Origin of the sequence: Stenotrophomonas lacuserhaii (assembly GCF_014836545.1) — a bacterium.
Taxonomy (GTDB): Bacteria; Pseudomonadota; Gammaproteobacteria; order Xanthomonadales; family Xanthomonadaceae; genus Stenotrophomonas; species Stenotrophomonas lacuserhaii.
Genome location: NZ_JACSQS010000009.1, coordinates 103,039 through 125,858 on the forward strand (window position 1 = coordinate 103,039; position 22,820 = coordinate 125,858).

Below are 22,820 nucleotides of genomic sequence, written 5' to 3' on the forward strand. Positions count from 1 at the left end.
AAGAACGTGCATCACCAGCTGTAGAGCTTCCAGTACACCGGCGACACGCCGTCCTTGGAATTATCCATGCGGCCATCGCCGTTCTGGTCGTAGATGAAATAGGGGGCACCGCGCACCGGGGTCACCTTGACCATGCGCAGCTGGCCTGCCACGCGGTATTCCTCCAGCACGTCGCCGTTGTCCAGCGTGCGCTTGGCGATGTCGGCACCGGCCACATCGACCGGCGGTGCACCGGCGCCACCGGGGGTCGCGCAGCCGGCCAGCAGCAGGGCCAGCAGCAACGGCGCGGCGAGCATCATGGGTTTCATGGGCAGGAGTCCTTGGCCGGGTGTGTCAGGGATTATGCCCCAGCTGGCGTGACCGACGTGCAGGCGCGGGGCGCGTAGAATCGTCGCATGAGCAGATTAGTCCTTATCGACGGGTCCAGTTACCTGTATCGCGCGTTCCACGCGCTGCCGCCGCTGTCCAATCCGCAGGGTGAACCGACCGGTGCGTTGTTCGGCGTGGTCAACATGCTGCGCGCAACGCTGAAGGAGCGCCCGGCCTACGTGGCGTTCGTGGTCGATGCGCCGGGCAGGACCTTCCGTGACGACCTGTATGACCAGTACAAGGCCAACCGCCCGCCGATGCCGGACGAGCTGCGCAGCCAGGTCGAACCGATGTGCCGCATCGTCGACGCGCTGGGCATCAGCATCCTGCGCGTTTCCGGCGTGGAAGCCGACGATGTGATCGGTACGCTGGCCCTGCAGGGCGTGGCGCGCGACCTCAGCGTGACCATCTCCACCGGGGACAAGGACTTCGCCCAGCTGGTGCGGCCGGGCATCGAACTGGTCAACACCATGACCGGCAGCCGGATGGATTCAGATGCTGCGGTGATGGAAAAGTTCGGCGTGCGTGCCGACCAGATCGTCGACCTGCTGGCCCTGATGGGCGACTCCGTGGACAACGTGCCGGGCGTCGAGAAATGTGGCCCCAAGACCGCCGCCAAGTGGCTGGGCGAGTACCAGCACCTGGACGGTGTGATCGCCGCCGCGCCGACCATGAAAGGCAAGATCGGCGAGAACCTGCGCGCAGCGCTGGAGCGGCTGCCGCTGAACCGCGAGCTGGTGACCATCCGTACCGACGTGGCCCTTGAAGCCGGGCCGCAGGACCTGCCGCTGCGCGAGCGCAACGTCGAGGCACTGCGCGAACTGTATGCACGGTACGGCTTCACCCAGGCGCTGAAGGAACTGGAAGGCAGCGCGGGGCTGGCCCCGAACCTGGCCAGCGAGGCGGTTCCGAGCCTGCGCGGGACGGCGGCTGGCTTTGCCCGTGGCGGCGGCGAAGAGGCGCCGGTGGCCACCCTGGATCCGTCCCTGTCGTTGCCGGGCCAATACGAGACCGTGCTGGAGCCGGCCCAGCTGCAGGCCTGGATCGAGCGGCTGCAGCAGGCCGACCTGGTCAGTTTCGATACCGAAACCGATGCGCTGGATGCCATGCGGGCACGGCTGGTGGGCATCAGCCTGGCGGTGGAGCCGGGCAAGGCGGCCTACATTCCACTCAACCATGATTACCCCGGCGCGCCGGCCCAGCTGCCGATGCAGCAGGTGCTGGATGCGCTGCGCCCGGTGCTGGAAGACCCGGCGAAGAAGAAGCTCGGCCAGCACGGAAAGTACGACCTGCACGTGTTGCGCCGGCATGGCATCGAGGTGCGTGGATACCACGACGACACCATGCTGGAAAGCTTCGTGCTGAACTCCACGGCCACCCGGCATGACATGGATTCGCTGGCGCAGCGCTACCTCGGCTACACCACGATCAAGTTCGAGGACGTGGCCGGCAAGGGCGCCAAGCAGATTTCCTTCTCTCAGGTGGGCATCGACGAGGCCAGCCGCTACGCTGCTGAAGATGCCGATGTGACCCTGCGGCTGCATCGCGCGCTGGCGCCCCAGTTGCTGGCGCTGCCGTCGCTGGACCAGGTGTACCGGGAAATCGAAATGCCGTTGGTACCGGTGCTGGCCAGCATCGAAGCCAATGGCGTGCAGGTGGACGTGGCCGAACTACGCCGCCAGAGCCAGGACCTGTCCACCCGCATGCTGGCTGCGCAGCAGAAGGCCACCGAACTGGCCGGGCGCAGCTTCAACCTGGATTCGCCCAAGCAGCTGCAGGCGGTGCTGTTCGACGAACTCAAGCTGCCGGCCCTGGTGAAGACGCCGAAGGGCCAGCCGAGCACCAATGAAGAAGCGCTCGAAGCGATCGCCGAACAGCACGAGCTGCCGCGGGTGATCCTGGACTACCGTGGCCTGGCCAAGCTGCGCAGCACCTACACCGACAAGCTGCCGGAGATGGTCAACGCCGATACCGGCCGGGTGCACACCAGCTACCACCAGTCCGGTGCGGCCACCGGGCGGCTGTCCTCGTCCGATCCGAACCTGCAGAACATCCCGATCCGCACCGACGACGGCCGCCGCATCCGCCGTGCCTTCGTCGCACCGGAGGGCAAGCTGCTGCTGGCCGCGGACTACTCGCAGATCGAACTGCGGATCATGGCCCACCTGTCCGAAGATCCCGGGCTGGTGCGTGCCTTCGAACAGGGCGCGGACGTGCACCGCGCCACCGCCGCCGAAGTGTTCGGGCGCAGCCTGGACGAGGTGACCAGCAACGAACGCCGCGCCGCCAAGGCGATCAACTTCGGCCTGATGTACGGCATGAGCGCATTCGGCCTGGCACGCAACCTGGGCATCGACCGCGGCCAGGCACAGGATTACGTTGCGCTGTATTTCAGCCGGTATCCCGGCGTGCGCGATTTCATGGATCGCATGCGCCAGCAGGCACGCGAGCAGGGCTACGTGGAAACCCTGTTCGGCCGGCGCCTGTATCTGAACGACATCAACGCGCGCAACCAGGGCCTGCGTGCCGGCGCGGAACGGGCGGCCATCAATGCACCGATGCAGGGCACCGCGGCCGACATCATCAAGCGGGCGATGGTGGACGTGGACGGCTGGCTGAAGGCGTCTGCGGCGCCGGCCAGAATGATCCTGCAGGTGCACGATGAACTGGTGTTCGAGTGCGAGGCCGGGTACATCGACGAGCTGCGTACGGCGGTGGTCCTCCATATGTCGCAAGCGGCACAGTTGAAGGTGCCGCTGGTGGTCGATACCGGACACGGTCACAACTGGGACGAAGCCCATTGAGTCGAGTTCGGCGCCTTACGCCGCTGAATGGGTTAATCGAACGGATTTAGCTGACTAAATGATGAATATTCTGATGGGTGTGGTTGGCTAAATGGGCCGCCTTCACGATTCATCAATGTTCGAAGTGCTTCCATAGGCTCCAACAGGCGCAACGCCTGTTGTGGATCTCTCCCATCCCCTGGAGCAGATCTCGGAACGGGGGCTCCTCCCCAAGCACCCGTTCCCCGGCCCCGTTGACCTCCCCCTGGTCAGCGGGGCTTTTTATTTGGGGCGTCTGCAGGGCCTCGCCGTTACAGCCAGTCGCGCGGCACCAGGTAATCGGCCAGTCGCGCTTCGGCGCTGCCGGATTCGGGCTGGAAGCCATACTCCCAGCGCACGCGGGGTGGCAGGCTCATCAGGATGCTCTCGCTGCGGCCGCCGCTCTGCAGGCCGAACAGGGTGCCGCGGTCGTAGACCAGGTTGAACTCCACGTAGCGGCCGCGCCGGTACAGCTGGAACTCGCGCTCGGCCTCGCCGTACGGGTCGTCCTTGCGCCGCGCCACGATCGGCAGGTAGGCATCCAGGAAGCCATCGCCGACCGCACGCAGGTAGTCGAAGTCGCGCTCGAAATCGCCATGCAGGTCATCGAAGAACAACCCGCCCACGCCGCGCGTCTCGTTGCGGTGGCGCAGGAAGAAGTACTCATCGCACCAGCGCTTGTGCGCCGGATAGCGCTCGGCGCCGAACGGCGCGCACAGGTCATGCGCGGTCTGGTGCCAGTGCCGCACGTCTTCATCGAAGGGGTAGAACGGGGTCAGGTCGAAGCCGCCGCCGAACCAGCTGGCCACCACCTGTCCGTCCCGTTCGGCCTGGAAGAAGCGCACGTTGGCATGGGTGGTGGGCACCTGCGGATTGAGCGGGTGGAACACCAGGGACACCCCGGTGGCACGCCACGAGGCGCCCGCCAGCTCCGGCCGGTTGGCCGAGGCCGAAGGCGGCAGACGGCTGCCGGCCACGTCGGAAAAGCCGATGCCTGCCTGCTCGAACACGGCGCCGTCGCGCAGGATGCGGGTGCGCCCGCCGCCGCCTTCGGCGCGCTGCCACAGGTCTTCCTGGAAGCGGGCCTGGCCGTCTGCGCCTTCGATGGCGGCGCAGATGCGGTCCTGCAGGTCGGTGAGGTAAGCGCGGACGCGGTCGAACTGGTTCATGCGTGCAGTTTAGCCGGTGCCCGCCGCCCGCTGCAGCGCTGGAAGCGCCGAGCCACGCTCGGCCGATGCCATCAGCGCTTGTGGTTGCGCGTGCGCGACGGTGCCGGCGCGTCGTCTTTGCTGCTCTCCTCGGCGGCGTCCTGCAGCGCCCGGCCCAGTTCCATCAGTGTCCAGTTGCGGGTGGCCACCACATCGCAGGCCACGTGACGGCCGCTGCGGTCGGCCTCGCACAGCTGCTGCAACTGCCCCCGCGCATCCACCTCGGCGCTGTTTTCCTGTGCACTGGCCAGGTTCTCGCAGCCTTCGCGCACGCCCGCGCGGCATACCTGCAGGTAGCTGCCGGCGGCCTTCACCCAATCGCCGGCCAGGGCCTGCTGGTTGCCCAGTGTGTTGCAACCCTGCAGGCTGCCGGCCTTGCAGCAGGCAGCGGCGCCGTCCCCGCTGGCGGCCTGCGGGCAGTCCCGTGGCAGCGGCACTACGTTGAACACCACCGCTTCGGCACACTGCGCCTTGCCACCGGCACGCTGGAAAACCCGCATCCGGGTCCACTCGTCCATGCCGACCAGGCGGCCGCCGGGCAGGGTCTGGAACACGAAGTCCCCGCCCTTGTCGTGGCGCAGCCGGATCGCGCCGTCTTCCAGCCGCGCGCGCGCCTGTGCGCCCAACCCCAATCCAACCAGACCGCCGTCGCCGAAGTCCAGCGTGTCCAGCAGGCCGCCCTCGCTGCGGTACTCGCCGCACGGCACGCTGGTGGCCGGCTGCGGCCGCGGCGCGCCACCGAGCGCCTGCAGCGGGGCATGCAGCTCGCAGGCGCGCTCATCGCCGCTGCGGCAGCTGAGCTGCAACGCCGCCACGGCCTGCGCGAAGCCACCGGCCTTCCACTGTTCCTCGGCGACCTCGCGGCAGAAATCGCCGTCCGGATGGGCCACGCACAATGCCTGCAGGGCCTCCAACCGGGCCGTCGGCAACACGATCTCACGCTGGTCGAACACTCCGGTCAGCGTCATGCCCATCGCCTTGGAAAGCGCCGCCTTGGCCGCCTCCTCGCAGGCCTGTTCGTCGTAGGCGGGGTCGGCTTCCTTGCACACTGCCGGTTCCTGCAGGTCCGGGTCGTCGTTGGGGGCGCGGGTGTCGGCCTGACGCGCCTCGCTGACCCATTCGCGCAGCAGGCCGCTGCAGGCCACGCCGGTGCCCTGCTCACACCACTGCTGCAGGCGCGTTGCATCGGCGCTGTACAGCTGGTTGCCACAGGTGGCCTCATCGTAGACAGCACAGTCCTGTGCGCTGGCCACGGCAGTGGCGGACAGAAAGAAAAGCGCGGTGATCGCGCGCAGCGGCAACGTCATCGATGACATGCAGACTCCGGGGGGGAAGTAAAGAAGGAGAGGGGAGGTCAGTAGCGCGAACGGATGTCCGGGCGCATCAGCCGCCATGCCAGCCAGCCCTGCAGCACCGCGAACAGCACGCAGCTGCCGAGCACGGTGGCAGTGAACAGGATGCGCTGGGCATTGAGCGCCTCGACCACGTCGGCCTCGCCGAGCATGCCGATCAACACGGCGGCCACGCGATCCATCCACCACGCCACGCCGATGTTGCCGATGCCGGTGATCACCAGCAGCCAGACGAAGCTCAGCAGGCCCCAGCGGGTGCCCTTGTACAGGCCCCAGCTGGAGACCAGCGACGGCACGCAGGCCGCGCCCAGCAGCAGGCTGGTGGCCACCGGGTGGACCAGCATCCAGCGCAGGCTGGCGGGCCACCCGCTTTCCTCGGCCAGCTCGACCAGCATCTGCCAGGGCTGGCTGGCGCCGAGCGGCCAGGCCACCAGCGCCTGCAGCAGGAACCACACGATCATGGCCGCGCAGACCAGCAGTGTGGTCAACGCGATGGGGCGCACGAAGTCCGTGCGCGGTGGTTTTGCCTGGCCGGTGGGGGCCAGGGTGGGAGGCAGCTGTGACATCCGGTGTCCTTGCAGGGGGAGGCAACGCCAGACCGATCGTGCCGAGCGGATCGGCACGATCCGGGTCGCTTACTTCACGTTTTCGTTGAACAGCTTGAGGATGCGCTTGTACTGGTCCAGCCAGGAATCGGCACGGGTGTAGCCATGGCGTTCCAGCGGGTACGGCGCGATGGTCCAGTTGTCCTTGTGCAGTTCGATCAGGCGCTGGGTCAGGTTGACCGAATCCTGGAAGAACACGTTGTCGTCCATCATGCCGTGGCCGATCATCAGGTGGTCCTGCAGGTTCTGCGCGTACTCGATGGGCGAAGAAACGCGGTAGGCCTCCGGGTCGATGTCCGGCGTGTTGAGGATGTTGGCGGTGTAGGCGTGGTTGTAGTTGTGCCAGTCCACCACCGGACGCAGTGCGGCGCCGGCTTTGAACGTGCCCGGCGAACGGAACAGCGCCATGAAGGTCATGAAGCCGCCGTAGGAACCGCCGTAGATGCCGGCGCGGTCGCGGTCGCCCTGCTGGGTTTCGGCCAGCCAGTCCAGGCCATCCTTGTAGTCTTCCAGCTCCGGGTGGCCCATGTTGCGGTAGATCGCGGTACGCCAGTCGCGGCCGTAGCCCTCGCTGCCGCGGTAGTCCATGTCCAGCACGATGTAGCCCTGCTGCACCAGCAGGTTGTGGAACATCTGTTCGCGGAAATAGGCCGGATAGCGCTGGTGGACGTTCTGCAGGTAGCCGGCGCCGTGCACGAACATCACGATCGGATACTTTTTCCCGGGCTCCTTGTTTTCCGGTTCGTAGTACTTGGCCCAGACCACGCCCGCACCGTGCTTGGACGGCACGGCCACCAGCTTCGGCTGGATCCACTCGCGCGCCTTGAATTCGGCACTGCGGGTGTCGGTCAGCACCCGCGCCTGCCCGCCTGCCGTCGGCACCACGGCCAGCTGGGCCGGCAGATAGGCGCCGGAGTAGCGCACCAGCAGCTGCTGGCCATCCGGGGAGACGGTGAAATCCTCCACGCCGTTGAGGCTGGTCAGCTCCCGCACCTGGCCGCTGGCCACGTCGACGCTGCACACTTCATAGTCGTGCGGAGCCTGCTGGTTGCACAGGAAGTAGAAGCCCTTGCCATCGGCCGACAGCGCCGGCGCGGAGGTCTCCCACTTGCCGCTGGTCAGCGCCTGCGGCTTGCCGGTGCCGGCCTGGGTGTACAGGTGCGAGAAACCGGATTCCTCGGACAGCAGCCACAGCGTGCGGCCATCGGCCATCCAGCCGTAATCGTTGAAGCCCCAGTTGATCCAGGCCGCATCGGTGAGGCGGTGGCGGCTCTGCAGGCGGCCATCGGCCGCGCCCACGCTGACGATCCAGCGGTCCTTGTTGTCGTTGGCGCGCAACATGATCGCGGCCTGCTGGCCGTCGGCGCTCCAGCGGATGCCGCCGCCCATGAAGTCGCTCATCAGTTCCAGCGGGCGGTTGCCCTTCAGCGCGTCCTTGCCGGCCTGCCTGCGCAGGCTGGCCAGCGGATCGGTGCCGATCCCGGGCAGGGTGTCCAGCGAGACCTTGTCGACCTTGCCGGTGCGGGCATTGACCAGCCAGAAGGTATGCGGTTCCGGCTCATTGCGGCCGACGCGGGTGCGGGTGTCTTCGGTTTCTTCGTAACCGGATTCGGTCACGTACAGCGGCATCTTGCTGGTGCGGCCCTCTTCGAAGCCCTTCGGCTTCGTCACCACCACCAGGTGCACGCCATCGGGTGACAGCACGCTGTCGACGATCTCCACCTCGGCGCCGAGGAACACCGGACCCGGCGCGCGGGTCGGGTCGGTCTCCCGCCAGCGTTGGTCCTGTTCCTTCAAGGCTTCGCGCTGTTCGCGGTCACGGCGCAGGGTTTCCAGCGTGCGCAACTGCTGCTCGCGCAGGGTATCGGCCTTGGGCGCATCGGACGGATTCTTCTCCGCCTTCAGGCTGGCCACCTGGGCCACGCCGTTCGCTGCGGTCCAATGGAACCAGTTCTGTCCGTTGCGCCAGATCACCCCGCCGTCGGTGGCGAAATTGATGCCGCTCGAGCGTTCATTGCCACGGGTGAGCTGGGTCAGTGCGCCGCTGCGCAGGTCGCGCACGAACACATCGCCGTTGCGGGCGAAGGCCATGCGGCTGCGGCTGCTGTCATAGACCGGATCGGCCACGTCCAGGCTGCCGCGCTGGTCGTCGGCCACCTGGGCGGCGACGCCCCCGCTGATCGGCTGGCGGAACGTGTCGCGGACCGGGCTGCCCTTGCGCTTGAGCTGGTATTCGACCTGCTGGCTGTTCCAGGACCACCAGGCGCGTTCCACCGGCGGCCCGATCCAGTCAGGGTCGGCCATGGCCTGTTCGATGGTGATCGGGGTCGGCGCAGCCTGAACGGCCGGAGCGGCCAGCAGGGCGGACAACAACAGGGACAGCGGCAGCACTCGGGACATGGACGGGACGCACCGTGAAGGAGAAAACCGGCCAAGGGTAGCAGCCCCTCCCCGGCAGGGGCTGGCCCACAGGTCATGGAGGGTGTGCGCTTGCTGGCGGCTTGGATTGCCTGCTGGAGGCTGGCGCCGGGCGGTGGGACAGGTCGGGGGACGGCAGAAGCCGCATCCTGCGGGCCTCGTTTCGCGCCATCCATGGCGCTCAACGCCCCCGCCCAGCCCCACCGCCCGGCGCCCCGACATTCGGCGATGGCCGCCAGCCATGGAAAAAGAAAAAGAGCGGTAGCGCCGCATGCTCCCAGGCTGCCATGGACCTGTCGAAGGTGGGGCGGGGTGGCTGTGCAGGACCGTCTGTTGCCATGGATGGCAACAGCGAGCCCCCATGGATGGGTTTACGGCGTGTCCTGCACAGCTACCCCGCCCCACCTACCCAGCCCTTCACGCTTTTGATGTTGCTGGCACCCCCGCGACAAAGTGAAGCAGCGCGTCACCCGGTCGCATCCCTTCTTCACGCAAATCCACCCAGACTGGTCCGGTATCCCCACCCGCGCCCGGCAGGAGGACGTCCCCTTGGACGCATTGCTGTTGTCCCGTTTCCAGTTCGGCTTCGTGGTCAGTTTCCACGTGCTGTTCCCCGCCTTCACCATCGGCACGGCCAGCTGGCTGGCCTTCGTGGAATGGCGCTGGCTGCGTACCCGCAACCCGATCTGGCGCGAACTGTTCTTCTTCTGGCAGAAGATCTTCGCCGTGTCCTTCGGCATGGGCGTGGTCAGCGGTATCGTCATGGCCTTCCAGTTCGGCACCAACTGGCCGCGCCTGATCCAGGTAGCCGGGTCGGTGATCGGCCCGCTGCTCACCTATGAAGTACTGACCGCCTTCTTCCTGGAAGCCAGTTTCCTCGGCGTGATGATGTTCGGCTGGGGCCGGGTGTCGCCGCGGCTGCATTTCCTGTCCACCTGCATGGTGGCCCTGGGCACGCTGGTGTCCACCTTCTGGATCCTGGCCTCCAACAGCTGGCTGCATACCCCCGCCGGCTTCGAGATGATCAACGGCATCGTGCATCCGGTCGACTGGTGGAAGGTGGTGTTCAACCCGTCCTTCCCGTATCGCCTGACCCACATGGCGCTGGGCTCGTTCATCACCACCTGCTTTGTGATCGGCGGCATCGGCGCGTTCTACCTGCGCCGCGGCGTGCACGTGGAAGCGGGCCGCCGCATGCTGACCGCCGCCGTGATCTTCGCCGCGATCACCGTGCCGGCGCAGATCTTCGTCGGCGACATGCACGGCCTGAACACCCTCAAGCACCAGCCGATGAAGATCGCGGCGGTGGAGGCGCACTGGCATGAAACCGCGCCAGGGGAGGGGGTGCCGCTGGTGGTGTTCGCGCTGCCCAACGAGGAACACGAACGCAATGATTTCGAGGTCGCCATCCCCACGCTCGGCAGCCTCATCCTGACCCATTCACGCGAGGGGACCATCGCGCCGCTGACGTCCGTGCCGGCCAGCGAGCGGCCGCCGGTCACTCCCGTCTTCTTCGCCTTCCGGATCATGGTCGGGCTGGGCACGCTGATGTTGCTGCTGGCGCTGGTGTCGGTCATCGCCCTGTGGCGTGGCAGGCTGCTGCAGTCGCGCTGGCTGCTGCGTGGCTGGAACTGGATGTTGCCGAGTGGCTTCATCGCGCTGGTGTCGGGCTGGTTCGTGACCGAAATGGGGCGCCAGCCATGGGTGGTGTACGGCCTGCTGCGCACCGCCGATGCGGTGGGGCCGCAGAGCGCATGGATGACCGCGCTTTCGTTGGGCGTCTATGTGGTCGGCTATGCCTTCGTGTTCGGCTGGGGCATCTGGTATCTGGTGAAGATCCTGCGGCAGGGCCCCAGGCCGCACGAAGACGGCCCCTCGCTGGATGGCGGCCACCACACCCCGGCGCGTCCATTGTCCGGCGCGGATGAACCCCTGGAGGAGCGCTGACATGGACCTGATGACCTGGCTGCCGGTGGCGTGGTTCGCGGTGATCGGCTTCGGCGTGCTGATGTACGTGGTGCTGGACGGTTTCGTGCTGGGGATCGGCATCCTGGCCCCGTTCGCCCACAGCGAAGAAGAACTGGACCAGATGATGAACACCGCCGCGCCGATCTGGGACGGCAACGAAACCTGGCTGGTGCTGGGCGGTGCGGGCCTGCTGGCGGCCTTCCCGAAAGCGTACGCCGCGCTGCTGTCGGCGCTTTACCTGCCGGTGCTGCTGCTGGTGATGGCGCTGGTGTTCCGCGGCGTGGCCTTCGAGTTCCGCTTCAAGGCGCACCGCTCCAAGCGGCTGTGGAGCGTGGCCTTCGGGCTGGGTTCGCTGCTGGCCACCTTCGCCCAGGGAATCATCCTGGGGGCGTTGGTGCAGGGCCTGCCGATCGTCGAGGGGGTCTACACCGGCGGGGCGCTCGGCTGGTTCACCCCGTTTGCGATGCTGACCGGTGCCTCGCTGGTGGCCGGCTACGCCTTGCTCGGCAGCACCTGGCTGATCCTCAAGACCACCGGCCCGGTGCAGGTGCTGGCCCGGCAGTTGACCCGGCCGCTGGTGGTGGCGGTGATCGTGGCGATGGGGCTGGTCAGCAGCTGGCTGCCGTTCCTGCAGTCGCACCTGATGCAGCGCTGGTTCTCCGACGGCAATTTCTGGTGGCTGTCGCCGGTGCCGATCCTGACCCTGGCGGTGGCCACCGCGCTGTGGCGCAGCGCGCTGCATCCCAGGCGCGATCTGCCGCCGTTCCTGCTCAGCCTGGGTTTGTTCGTGCTCGGCTTCGCCGGGCTGGTGCTGGGCATGTGGCCCTACCTGCTGCCACCTACCATGACCCTGTGGGACGCAGCGGCGCCGGCGTCGTCGCTGGGCTTCAGCCTGGTCGGCCTGGTGGTGCTGCTGCCGGTGATCCTGGGCTACACGGCGTGGTCGTACCGGGTATTCCGCGGCAAGGTGGAAGCCGGCGCCGGCTATCACTAGGCGCGGTGGGTGAGGGCCGTTGGTCGCAGGGGACGAGCGTTGGTCGTGGTGGGTGAGGACGTTGGTCGTGGTGGGTGACGACCGTGGGTCGTCACGCTCTTCGCCCCGGCCGTGCTAGCGTGCGGCGCTCCGCGCAACCGCAGCAGTTTTTCCGCAATGATCGAGTTTTCCGTTGTCGACTGGGCCGCCTGGGCGCCCGGGTTGGCCACCCGCAGCGCCTGGCAGGACTGGGCACAGGCACCTTGGCTGCCTGAAGGCGAGGACACTCCCGGGCTGCCGGAAGTACCGGCCATGCAGCGTCGCCGGATCGAGCGGCTGGGCCGCATGGCGATCCAGGCCGCCTGCTGGTGCGAAGCCGGCGAGGGGGCGGACAGCCGGGTGCCACTGGTGTTCGCCAGCCGCCATGGCGATGTCGCCCGTTCGATGGAGCTGCTGGCCGCGCTGGTGGCCGAAGAAGCGCTTTCACCCACCACTTTCGGCCTGTCGGTGCACAACGCGATCGGCGCGCTGTACTCCATCACCCGTGGGCACCGCGGCAACAACCTGGCACTGGCGGCGGGCAAGGCCACGGCCGAAGCGGCGTGCCTGGAAGCGGCCGGGCTGTTGGCCGATGGCGCCGAGGAAGTCCGCATCGTGGTCTACGACCCGCCGTTGCCGGCCCTGTATGCGGAGTTCATCGATGAGCCGGCTCCGTTTCACGCCTGGTGCTGGCGCGTCCGGCGCTCCGAGGCCCCGGGCGTGCGCCTGCAGCTGGGCTGGCAGGCCACCGGGCAGGCGGATGATCCGCCCGGGCTGCTGCCGCATGCGTTGGACCTGCAGCGTTTCCTGCTGTCGGCGCAGCCGTCCTGCGAACGGGTGATCGACGGCCAGCGCTGGACCTGGAAGCGTGGCTGCTGAGGCGCTGCTGCGCGGCCTGGACCGGGCCTGGCGGGTGTTGGCCACCGGCCTCAGCTTTGCGGCATTCGGGCTGGGCGGGTTGATCGCCGGTCTGGTCGTGGCGCCGTTGATGCTGGTCCTGGTGCGCGACCCCGCATGTCGCCGCCGGCTCGCGCGCCGGGGCGTCCAACGCGGATTCGCCCTGCAGGTGGCGATCATGCGCCGCCTCGGCGTGCTCACGGTTTCGGTCAGCGGCGCAGCACGGCTGCAGCGCGAAGGCCTGCTGGTGCTGGCCAATCATCCGACCCTGATCGACGTGGTGCTGCTGGTCGCGCTGCTGCCGGATGCGGACTGCGTGGTCAAACGCGCGGTGGCCCGCAATCCGTTCATGCGCGCCACCGTCCGGGCTGCCGGCTACATCGTCAACGATGACGGGCCGGCGCTGGTGGAAGCGGGCATCGCCACGGTACGCGGCGGGGGCTGCCTGGTGATCTTCCCTGAGGGCACCCGCAGCGAGCCCGGCCAGCCGCTGAAACTGCGCCGTGGCGCGGCCAACATCGCCGTGCGCGGCCGGCGGGACATCACCCCGGTACGGATACGCTGCACCCCGCCGACGCTGGAAAAGGGGCGGAAATGGTATCGTGTGCCCCCGCGACGCTTCCACGTTTCGCTGGAGGTCGGTGAGGACATTCCGATCGGCACGTTCATCGACGAAGACGCAGCGGCAGGAGGGGAAGCCCTGGCCGCGCGGCGCGTCACCGACCATCTCACCCGATACTTCCAACCCTGTGGAGAGCTGCCCCGTGCAGGAACTTGAGCACGAGATCAAGGAGCTGATCATTTCGGCGTTGTCGCTGGAAGACGTTTCCGCCACCGAAATCGATGCGACCGCGCCCTTGTTCGGCGAAGGCCTAGGCCTGGATTCAATCGATGCTTTGGAGCTGGGCCTGGCCCTGCAGAAGCAATACGGCGTGAGCCTGTCCGCGGATTCGGAAGAAACCCGCCGCCATTTCGGCAGCGTGCAGGCGCTGGCGGCCTTCGTCGCCGGCAGCCGCGCGTGAGTGACTTCAACGCCATGACCAAGACCGACCTGTTCGACCACATCGCCCGTCTGCTGACGACCAGCTTCGAGATCGACCCGGCCCTGATCGTTCCCAGCGCGCGGCTGCATGCCGACCTGGATATCGACAGCATCGATGCGGTGGACCTGATCGTGCAGTTGAAGCCGCTGCTGGGCCGCAATCTGCAGCCGGATGCCTTCAAGACCGTGCGCACCGTGCAGGACGTGGTGGATGTGGTGCATGGGCTGCTGCCCGACCCGACCGCCGCCTGACCGCGCGCGCCGGACCTCCCTCGTGTCGCATCCGCGCAGGCTGGCTTTCGTGCTGCTGTCGCTGGCCTATCCGCCGCTGATGTACCTGGCGATGGGCCGGTTCGAGCCGCGCTGGCTGTCGCTGCTGTTGTTCGCGGTGGCCGTGCTGCGCGCGCTGGGCACGCGCGAACGATTGTGGATCTGGTCGGCGGTGGGTACCGGGGTGTTGGCCATGGTGGCCCTGCTCGGCAATGAAGCGCTGCCGCTGAAACTGTATCCCGCGCTGGTCAATGCGGTGCTGCTGGTGTTTTTCCTGGTCAGCCTGCGCCATCCCCCGACCGTGGTCGAGCGCTTGGCACGCCTGCAGGATCCACAGTTGCCGCCGTTCGCCATCGTCTACACGCGCCGGGTCACCCAGGTCTGGTGCGGCTTCTTCGTGCTCAATGGCAGCCTGGCGCTGGCCACTGCGCTGTGGGCCTCCGATGCCACGTGGGCACTGTACAACGGCCTGCTGGCCTACCTGCTGATGGGCCTGCTGCATGCCGGGGAATGGACCGTTCGGCGCCGGGTGAAGGCAGCGCATGGCCATGTCTGAATGGATCCCGTTGCACCTGCTGCTGCAGTCCGCACGGCCTGGCCGCACGGTGGGTGCGCTCGACGGTGCGGCGCTGGACCACGCCGCGCTGCTGGCACGGGCACGCCGCTGGCAGGCTGCGTTCGCGGCCGCCGAAGGGCGTGACTGGGCACTCTACTTCGAGGACAGCCTGGCCTTCGCCGCTGCGTTGCTGGGCGCATGGTCGGCTGGCAAGCGGGTCTACCTGCCAGGCGACGACCTGCCCGGTACGTTGCAGGCGCTGCGCCCGCACGTGGATGGCTTCGTCGGCGATGTCGATCCGTGCTGGCAGCCGCTGCACGCGGCACCGGCCACCGACATTCCCGCCACCGGCGTGGTGCTGGATCCACACGCCTGTCGGCTGGTGGTGTTCACCTCCGGCAGCACCGGCCAACCGGCTGCGATCGAAAAACGCCTGGACCAGCTGGGCAGCGAAGTCGAGGCACTGCAGCAGGCTTTCGGCGCGCTGCTGGCCGGTGCGCAGGTGCATGGAACGGTCTCCCACCAGCACATCTACGGCCTGCTGTTCCGCGTGCTGTGGCCGCTGGCCGCGGGCCGGGCCATCCAGCCACGACGTTTCTTCCATGAAGACCTGGTCGCCGCGCTGGCCGCCGCACCCAGTGTGCTGGTGGCCACCCCGGCGCACCTGAAACGACTGCCACCGCAGTTGGACTGGGCGGGCGCGCGCGGTCAGTTGCGCGCGGTGTTTTCCTCCGGCGGGCCGCTGCCGGCACAGGCCGCCGCAGACGTGCGCGAGGTGCTGGGCATCGCGCCGATCGAAGTGTTCGGCAGCAGCGAAACCGGTGGCATCGCCTGGCGCCGTTGCGCGGATGACGCCCCCGCGTGGCAGCCGTTGCCCGGCGTGCAGTGGCGCATCGACGACGGCCAGCTGGCGGTGGCATCGGCCCATCTTGCGCAGGGCGGCTGGTGGCGCAGCGAAGACCGTGCCGAAGCCAGTCCCGACGGCGGCTTCCGCCTGCTCGGGCGGGCCGACCGCATCGTCAAGATCGAAGAGCGCCGGGTTTCGCTGGGGGCGCTGGAGCAGGCCCTGTGCCGCGATGCGGGCGTGGCTGAAGCGCAGGTGCTGGTGCTGCCGGGTACGCGCGAGCAGCTGGCCGCGGTGATCGTGCCGAGCGACCCTGCGCTGGCGCAGGCCGGTGATGCCGAGCGGCGTGCTTTCATCGGCCGTCTCACCGCACTGCTGGCGCAGGGGCATGACGCGGTGACCCGGCCGCGGCGCTGGCGGCTGGTTGCCGCACTGCCCGTCAATGCACAGGGCAAACCGACCCAGGCGCTGCTGCAGGCGCTGTTCCAGAAAACGCTTCCGTCGCCGCAGTGGCTTGCGTGCGATGCCGCCACGGCACGGGTGCAGCTTGTACTGGAGCCCGACCTGGGCGCCTTCGAGGGTCATTTCCCCGAGGTCGCCGTGCTGCCGGGGGTGGCCCAGCTGGACTGGGCGATCCGCCTGGGCCGCGAGGCATTCGACCTGCCACCGCGCTTCCTGCGCATGGATGCGCTGAAGTTCCACCACGTTGCGCGCCCGCACGACGTGCTGATGCTGCAGCTGGACTGGGACGCGGCGCGCGGCGTGCTGGGATTCCGGTTCAGCTCCGATCACGGCATCCACGCCAGTGGCAAAGTACTGTTCGCCGATGCCGATTGATTCCCTGGTCCCCGCCGCCGAGTACGCCCTGCTGGTCGTGGTACCGGTCTACGACCATGAGCACGCCATCGCCGAGGTGGTGGCCGGAATCGGCGCTGCGGGACTGCCGTGCCTGCTGGTGGATGACGGATCGCACGCGGACTGCGCGGCTGTGCTGGCCGGGCTGGCACGACAGCCGGGCGTAGGCCTGCTGCGGCTGCAACACAACCAGGGCAAGGGCGGGGCGATGCTGGCCGGTTTCAGCCAAGCGGCGCGCCTGGGCTATACCCACGTGCTGCAGATCGATGCCGATGGCCAGCACGACACCGCCGAGCTGGGCCGTTTCGCCGCGCTGTCGCGCGAGCGTGCCGATGCGGTCATCTGCGGTATCCCGGCCTACGATGAAACCGTGCCGAAGATCCGGCTGTACGGCCGCTATGGCACCCATGTGTGGGTCTGGATCAACACCCTGTCGCTGCACCTGCGCGACTCGATGTGCGGTTTCCGGGTCTATCCGTTGGCACCGGTGCTGCAGGTGATGGCGCAGGAAACCATCGGCCGGCGCATGGATTTCGACACCGAGATCCTGGTGCGTCTGTACTGGCGCGAGGTGCCGGTGCATCACCTGGCCACGCCAGTCACCTATCCGAAAGACGGCGTGTCGCACTTCGATGTGTGGCGCGACAACCTTCGCATCAGCGGCATGCACGCGCGGCTGTTCGTGGGCATGCTGCGGCGCGCTCCTCGATTGCTGCGGCGGCGCCTGCGGGGACAGCCCTGATGGCTGCCCGTCCTGGTCCTGCCGCACCGCACTGGGCCGACATCGGCGAGCGCACCTCGGTACGCGGCGTATTGGTCCTGTGCTGGATCCACCGCTGGTTCGGGCGCTGGCCGTACCGGGCGTGCGCCTGGCCGGCGGTGGCCTGCCACTGGCTGGCCAACGGCCTGGCACGCCGCGCCTCGCTGCAGTACCTGCAGCGGTTGCAGGCGCACAGCGGTGCGCTGGGCCGCGCGCCGGGCTGGCTGGACAGCCTGCGCCACTTCGCGCTGTTCGGCGACACCATGCTGGACAAGCTGCTGGCGCTGGGACGGCGCTACCCGCCGCAGCGCCTGCAGCTGCACGACAACGAGGCGTTGCAGCGCATTGGTCGCGCGCAGGGCGGGGTGTTCCTGACCGCCCATGTCGGCTGCCTGGAGCTGTGCCAGGTACTGGCGGAAAAAGTCCCGGGCCTGCATCTCACCGTGCTGGTCCACACCAAGCACGCGCAGCGCTTCAACAGCCTGCTGGCACGTCTGGATCCGCTCGCGTCGGTGGAGCTGGTGCAGGTGACCGACGTCGGCCCGGCGATGGCGATGACCCTGGGCCAGCGGGTCGCTGCAGGTGGCTTCGTGGCGATCGTCGGTGACCGCGTCCCGGTCCACAGCGAACGCGTGGTGCATGCCGACTTCCTCGGTCACCGCGCGCCGTTCCCGGTGGGCGGCTACGTGCTCGCCGCCGCGCTCGGCTGCCCGGTGTACACGCTGTCCTGCCTGCACAATGGCGGTGGCTACCGGATCCGCTTCGATCTGTTCGACGAACGCATCGTGCTGCCACGCGGAGCCCGCCAAGCCGCGCTGCAGGACTGTGCGCAACGCTATGCCGCATGGCTGGAACAGCAGGTGATCCAATCGCCGCTGGACTGGTTCAACTTCTTTCCGTTCTGGGACCAGGCCACCGATGCCGATTGAACCGCTTCCCTGCTGTCGCTTCGGTGCCGGCCCGTTGACCATCGAAGACGTCGTCGCGCTGGCCGACCGCCGCGCGCAGGCCGTGCTCGACGATGCGCCCGGGTTCCGCGCCCGCATCCAGCGCGGCGCGGATTTCCTCGACCGCCTGCTGCGCGAGGACGGGGTGGTCTACGGGGTGACGACCGGCTACGGGGATTCCTGCACCACGGTGATCCCGCCTTCGCTGGTGGCCGAACTGCCGCACCATCTGTACACCTACCATGGCTGTGGGCTGGGTCGTTTCCTGGACGCACAGGAAACGCGCGCGGTGCTGGCGGCGCGGCTGGCGTCACTGTCGCAGGGCATGTCCGGCACCAGCGTGGCGCTGCTCGAAGGCCTCGCCACCCTGCTGCAGCATGACGTGCTGCCGCGCATTCCCGCGGAGGGTTCGGTCGGTGCAAGCGGCGACCTGACCCCGCTGTCCTACGTGGCGGCGGTGCTGTGCGGTGAGCGCGAGGTGCTGTTCGAAGGCAGTGTGCAGCCCGCCGCCGAGGTACTGCCGCGGATCGGCATGCAGCCGTTGCGGCTGCGGCCGAAGGAAGGACTGGCGCTGATGAATGGCACGGCGGTGATGACCGGCCTGGCCTGCCTGGCCTGGCAGCGCGCGGATTACCTGTGCCGCCTGGCCACGCGCCTGACCGCCTTCAACGTGCTGGCCAGCGATGGCAACGCGCACCATTTCGACGAAACGCTGTTCGCAGCCAAGCCACACCCAGGCCAGGCGCGCATCGCAGCGCGCCTGCGTGTCGATCTGCACAGCGATCGCCCGCCGCGCAACGAACAGCGCCTGCAGGACCGTTACTCGCTGCGCTGCGCCCCGCATGTCATCGGCGTACTGGAAGACACGCTGCCGTTCCTGCGCCAGTTGATCGAGACCGAGCTCAACAGCGCCAACGACAACCCGCTGATCGACCCGGACGAAGAACGCGTCCTGCACGGCGGCCACTTCTACGGCGGGCATATCGCGCTGGCGATGGACACGCTGAAGAACACCGTGGCCAACCTGGCCGACCTGTTGGATCGCCAGCTGGCGCTGCTGGTGGATGCGCGTTACAGCCACGGCCTGCCGGCGAACCTGTCCGCTGCGACCGGTCCGCGTGCCGCCATCAACCATGGCCTGAAGGCGCTGCAGATCAGCGTCTCGGCGTGGACCGCCGAGGCGCTGAAGAACACCCTGCCGGCGTCGGTATTCTCGCGTTCCACCGAATGCCACAACCAGGACAAGGTCAGCATGGGCACCATCGCCGCGCGCGACTGCCTGCGGGTGATCGAACTTACCGAACAGGTGGTCGCCGGCATGCTGATCGCCGCACGCCAGGCGGTGGCCCTGCGCCAGCGGGTCGGCCTGCAGGCGCAGCTGCAGGGTGAGCTGGCCGCTATGCACGATGACATCAGCCAGCGCATCACGCTGATCGAAGAAGACCGCGCGCTGGATGGCGAGCTGCGCCAACTGCTGCAGGCCATCCGCAGCCGTCAGTGGGAGCTGTATCCCGATGCATGAAATGGTCGAAGAGATCACCCTGGCGCCTGCCTTCCACGACTGTGACCCGATGCAGGTGGTCTGGCATGGAAACTACTTCAAGTATTTCGAGATCGCGCGCTGCGCACTGCTGCAGCGCTATGGGTACGACTATCCGCAGATGCAGGAATCGGGCTATCTGTGGCCGGTGGTGGATGCACGGGTCAAGTACGTGCGCCCACTGCGTTTCCAGCAGCAGGTGCGGGTGCGGGCAAGCATCGTCGAATGGGAAAACCGTTTGAAGATCAGCTATGAAATCTTCGACGCCGGCAGCGGTGAACGACTGACCCGCGCACACACCGTGCAGGTGGCCGTCGATGCCGCCAGCGGTGAAATGCAGTACCTGTGCCCGCCGATCCTGTGGCAGAAACTCGGAGTTCCCGCGCCATGAAGTCCCGTCATTTCCTGCGCCTGCTGGTGCTGTCCGGCCTGCTTTTCGTTTCGTTCGTGGCCGGCGCCGCCGAGGACGCGGTGCAGGCGATCGCCCGCGATGTCGCACGGCCGGCGGTGCTGCGCGGCCAGTTCAGCCAGGAAAAACAGGTCGCCGGTTTCCGCAACCCGCTGCGTTCGCAGGGCCGCTTCGTGGTGGCGCGCGAGCGCGGGGTGATCTGGACCACGCTGAAGCCTTTCCCGTCGGAAATGGTGATCACCGCCGAGCGCATCCTCAGCCGACAGCCCGATGGCACTACCCGGGTAGAGCTGGATGCACGCCAACAGCCGGCGATGCGCTCGGTCAACGCGGTCCTGTTCGCGCTGATGAGCGGCGATGTGCAGGCACTGTCCAGCCAGTTCACGGTGGATGCGCAACGCGATGCGAAGGGCTGGGCCCTGTCACTGACACCGAAGTCGCCGATGCTGGCCAAGGCCTTCAGTTCGTTGCAGCTGCGGGGTGACCGCTACGTCCGCCAGGTCGACATCGTGGAGGCCAGCAAGGACCGTACCCGCCTCACCTTCAGTGCCCTCACCGAGGCACCGGCCACGCTGGCGGCGGACGAGGCAGCACGCCTTGACTGATCGCATGCCGCGCGCCGATACCCCCCATCGCCGCTGGCGCTGGCTGGCCCTGGCCTGGCTGCTGGTGCTGCTGGCGCTGGGCGTGCAGCAGGCCCTGCAGTGGCGGCAGCATGCGCCGATCGACACCGATATCCTCGCCTTGCTGCCCCAGGATGCGCAGGACCGGCTGCTGTCGGACGTGACCCGTCGCATCGCCGATGCGAACTCGCGCGATGTGGTGGTACTGCTGGGCAGCGCGGAGGCGGCCGCTACGTTGCGCGCGCAGGCGGCCTTCGCCGATGCGATGGCAGGCGACGCCGATGCGGCGCTGCTGCAGCCCGCCGGTGCGCTCGATGGCTGGTTCGATGAGGCACGTACCTTCTACGCGCCCTACCGTGACCGCCTGTTGACCCCCGCACAGCGCGACACCCTGCAGCACACCGCACTGGATGCGTTGGCGCAACAGGCGTTGGCCCGGCTGTACGGGCCCATGGGCGGACCACGGCTGACCGCCTGGTTGCAGGATCCGCTGGGCCTGTGGCCGGCCTGGTGGCAGCAGCAGGCGAAGGCGGCCGGCCTGCGACTGGGTGAGGACGGCCTGCTGCAGGCAGACGGAAAGCAGTGGGTGGTGCTGCGCTTTGACACCCGCGATTCGGCATTCCAGCTGGATGGCGAACCGCATATCGGCGCGCTGCTGGAACGCGCGGGGCAGGCCGCGACCGCCGCCACGCCCGGCCTGGAGATCCTGCATGCCGGGGTGCCGCTGCATGCCGAAGCCGCGGCGGTGCAGGCCAACCGCGAGATCAACACCATCGGCTGGGGCTCGCTGGCTGCGGTGCTGCTGCTGGTGTGGCTGGCGTTCCGTTCGCTGCGCCCGATCCTGCTGGTGGCGATGTCGCTGCTGGTCGGCTGCGGCGTGGCGTTGGCCGTGACCGTGCTGGTGTTCGGCAAGGTGCATCTGCTGACGCTGGTGTTCGGTGCCTCGCTGGTGGGCGTGGCCGAAGACTATGGCATCCATTGGTTCGCCTCGCGCCAGGCAGCGCCGCGGCAGAGTCGCTGGTCCCTGCTGCGCCATCTGCTGCCCGGCCTGTGGCTGGCGCTGCTGACCAGCGCCCTGGCCTATCTGGCGCTGGCGGTCACCCCGTTCCCCGGGCTGCGCCAGATGGCACTGTTCTCGGTGGTCGGGCTGGCGGCTGCGTTCGTCACGGTGATCCTGTGGTTCCCGTGGCTGGATGGTGGAACGGTACGCCAGACGCGCTTCTCGCATTGGCTGGGCAACACGCTGCAGCGCTGGCCGCGGCTGCGCGGCCGGTCGCTGGGCGGTGTGATCGCCACGCTGTTGCTGTTCTCCGCCGGCGGCATGCTGTTCCTGCACGTGGATGATGACCTGCGCAGCCTGCAGTCTTCGCCGCCGGCGCTGATGGAACAGCAGATCCGCATTTCGCGCCTGCTCGGCATGCCCAGCCCGGCGCAGTTCTTCCTGGTGCAGGGCGCCGATGCCGGCCAGCTGCTGCAGCGCGAAGAAGCCTTGACCGTGCGCCTGCGCGCACTGGAAGGGCAAGGCCGCATCGGCAGCCACCGCGCGCTGAGTGACTGGTTGCCGTCTCCGTCGCAGCAGGATGCCGATGCCCGGCTGGCCGCGCAGGCCGAGTCGGCCGTGCTGCAGGCGGTTGGCGCGGTCAGTGGCGAGGCGCTGCAGCGACCGACATTCGCCCGCACCCCGATCGACCTGCAGGCCTTCCTCGCTTCGCCGGCCTCGGCCCCGTTCCGTTCGTTGTGGATCGGCGCACTGGGCGAGGGCGTGGCCAGCGTGGTGCTGGTCGATGACCTGTCGCAGCCGCGTGCGTTGGCCGACCTCGACCAGGCCGGCGCCGGCCTGCCCGGCGTGCGCTGGGTCGACCGCACCGCCGATTTCTCGCGCCTGCTGGGGCATTACCGCAAGCTGATGAGCGGCATGCTGCTGGCGGGTATCGCGCTGGTGTTCGCCGCGTTGTGGTGGCGCTATCGCCGTCATGCCTGGCGGGTGATCGTGCCCACCCTGCTCGCCGGCAGCCTGACGCTTGCCGTGCTGGCCCTGCTTGGTCATCCGCTGCAGTTGTTCAACGTGCTGGCATTGATGCTGCTGCTGGGCATGGGCATCGACTACGGCATCTTCCTGCTGGAACACCGTGGCGATCCCAGCGCCTGGGTCGCGGTGTGCGTGGGTGCGGCCAGTACCTGGCTTTCGTTCGGCCTGCTCGGGCTTTCCAACACCCCGGCGCTGCGCGCCTTCGGCATGACCCTGCTGCTCGGCATCGGCCTGGTATGGCTGCTGTCGCCGCTGTTCCGCCCCGCACCGCCTACAACGACAGGAACCCCGTGA

At 68.1% G+C, this 22,820-nt stretch carries 20 protein-coding genes; 15 read left to right on the plus strand and 5 right to left on the minus strand.

The window, feature by feature from the left end:
• Positions 1–11 precede the first annotated feature (11 nt).
• Positions 12–308: a DUF2782 domain-containing protein gene (locus H9654_RS10480; RefSeq protein ID WP_406833466.1), complete on the minus strand. Its 297-nt coding sequence runs from the start codon at positions 306–308 to the stop codon at positions 12–14.
• An 87-nt stretch (positions 309–395) separates the two neighbouring features.
• Here H9654_RS10480 and polA point away from each other — a divergent pair, with 87 nt between their 5' ends.
• A complete protein-coding gene (polA, locus tag H9654_RS10485) occupies positions 396–3,173 on the plus strand; it encodes a DNA polymerase I (protein ID WP_191770776.1) in 2,778 nt (925 codons plus the stop codon).
• 290 nt (positions 3,174–3,463) lie between these two features.
• Here polA and hemF read toward each other — a convergent pair whose 3' ends face one another.
• From hemF to H9654_RS10505, 4 genes are all read right to left on the minus strand, one after another.
• On the minus strand, positions 3,464–4,360 hold the full coding sequence (hemF, locus tag H9654_RS10490) for an oxygen-dependent coproporphyrinogen oxidase (protein ID WP_191770777.1): 897 nt from the start codon (positions 4,358–4,360) through the stop codon (positions 3,464–3,466).
• Positions 4,361–4,431: 71 nt separating this feature from the next.
• On the minus strand, positions 4,432–5,715 hold the full coding sequence (locus H9654_RS10495; protein ID WP_191770778.1) for a hypothetical protein: 1,284 nt from the start codon (positions 5,713–5,715) through the stop codon (positions 4,432–4,434).
• 38 nt (positions 5,716–5,753) lie between these two features.
• A complete protein-coding gene (locus tag H9654_RS10500) occupies positions 5,754–6,317 on the minus strand; it encodes a hypothetical protein (protein ID WP_191770779.1) in 564 nt (187 codons plus the stop codon).
• Between the two features lie 69 nt (positions 6,318–6,386).
• A complete protein-coding gene (locus H9654_RS10505; protein ID WP_191770780.1) occupies positions 6,387–8,756 on the minus strand; it encodes a S9 family peptidase in 2,370 nt (789 codons plus the stop codon).
• 567 nt (positions 8,757–9,323) lie between these two features.
• Here H9654_RS10505 and H9654_RS10510 point away from each other — a divergent pair.
• The 14 genes from H9654_RS10510 (at position 9,324) to H9654_RS10575 (ending at position 22,820) form a co-directional block, all read left to right on the plus strand.
• A complete protein-coding gene (locus H9654_RS10510) occupies positions 9,324–10,721 on the plus strand; it encodes a cytochrome ubiquinol oxidase subunit I (RefSeq protein WP_101099418.1) in 1,398 nt (465 codons plus the stop codon).
• A 1-nt stretch (position 10,722) separates the two neighbouring features.
• Positions 10,723–11,736 (plus strand): cytochrome d ubiquinol oxidase subunit II, encoded by a 1,014-nt coding sequence (cydB, locus tag H9654_RS10515; RefSeq protein ID WP_191770781.1) that lies wholly within the window; start codon positions 10,723–10,725, stop codon positions 11,734–11,736.
• A gap of 156 nt (positions 11,737–11,892) precedes the next feature.
• On the plus strand, positions 11,893–12,633 hold the full coding sequence (locus H9654_RS10520; RefSeq protein WP_191770782.1) for a beta-ketoacyl synthase chain length factor: 741 nt from the start codon (positions 11,893–11,895) through the stop codon (positions 12,631–12,633).
• Positions 12,623–13,429 carry a lysophospholipid acyltransferase family protein gene (locus tag H9654_RS10525; protein ID WP_318241132.1) on the plus strand — a complete coding sequence of 269 codons (807 nt, stop codon included), beginning with the start codon at positions 12,623–12,625 and terminating at the stop codon, positions 13,427–13,429. The genes H9654_RS10520 and H9654_RS10525 overlap by 11 nt, the downstream gene beginning before the upstream one ends.
• Positions 13,416–13,673, plus strand: coding sequence for a phosphopantetheine-binding protein (locus H9654_RS10530; RefSeq protein ID WP_191770783.1), 258 nt, complete (start codon positions 13,416–13,418; stop codon positions 13,671–13,673). Before H9654_RS10525 ends, H9654_RS10530 begins: the two co-directional genes overlap by 14 nt.
• Positions 13,670–13,945 carry an acyl carrier protein gene (locus tag H9654_RS10535; RefSeq protein ID WP_318241133.1) on the plus strand — a complete coding sequence of 92 codons (276 nt, stop codon included), beginning with the start codon at positions 13,670–13,672 and terminating at the stop codon, positions 13,943–13,945. The genes H9654_RS10530 and H9654_RS10535 overlap by 4 nt, the downstream gene beginning before the upstream one ends.
• A 22-nt stretch (positions 13,946–13,967) precedes the next feature.
• A complete protein-coding gene (locus H9654_RS10540) occupies positions 13,968–14,519 on the plus strand; it encodes a COG4648 family protein (protein WP_318241134.1) in 552 nt (183 codons plus the stop codon).
• Positions 14,512–16,200, plus strand: a complete 1,689-nt coding sequence (locus tag H9654_RS10545) for an ApeI family dehydratase (RefSeq protein ID WP_191770784.1) — start codon at positions 14,512–14,514, stop codon at positions 16,198–16,200. Before H9654_RS10540 ends, H9654_RS10545 begins: the two co-directional genes overlap by 8 nt.
• A complete protein-coding gene (locus H9654_RS10550; protein ID WP_191770785.1) occupies positions 16,190–16,960 on the plus strand; it encodes a glycosyltransferase family 2 protein in 771 nt (256 codons plus the stop codon). The genes H9654_RS10545 and H9654_RS10550 overlap by 11 nt, the downstream gene beginning before the upstream one ends.
• The gene (locus H9654_RS10555) at positions 16,960–17,907 is read left to right on the plus strand and encodes an LpxL/LpxP family acyltransferase (protein WP_191770786.1); all 948 of its coding nucleotides are present in this window, start codon (positions 16,960–16,962) and stop codon (positions 17,905–17,907) included. Before H9654_RS10550 ends, H9654_RS10555 begins: the two co-directional genes overlap by 1 nt.
• On the plus strand, positions 17,897–19,447 hold the full coding sequence (locus H9654_RS10560) for an HAL/PAL/TAL family ammonia-lyase (protein ID WP_191770787.1): 1,551 nt from the start codon (positions 17,897–17,899) through the stop codon (positions 19,445–19,447). Before H9654_RS10555 ends, H9654_RS10560 begins: the two co-directional genes overlap by 11 nt.
• Entirely contained in the window at positions 19,440–19,856 is a 417-nt protein-coding gene (locus tag H9654_RS10565; protein WP_406833467.1) for an acyl-CoA thioesterase, read from the plus strand. The genes H9654_RS10560 and H9654_RS10565 overlap by 8 nt, the downstream gene beginning before the upstream one ends.
• Positions 19,853–20,479, plus strand: a complete 627-nt coding sequence (locus tag H9654_RS10570) for an outer membrane lipoprotein carrier protein LolA (protein WP_191770788.1) — start codon at positions 19,853–19,855, stop codon at positions 20,477–20,479. Before H9654_RS10565 ends, H9654_RS10570 begins: the two co-directional genes overlap by 4 nt.
• Before the next feature lie 4 nt (positions 20,480–20,483).
• Positions 20,484–22,820 (plus strand): MMPL family transporter, encoded by a 2,337-nt coding sequence (locus H9654_RS10575; protein WP_191770826.1) that lies wholly within the window; start codon positions 20,484–20,486, stop codon positions 22,818–22,820.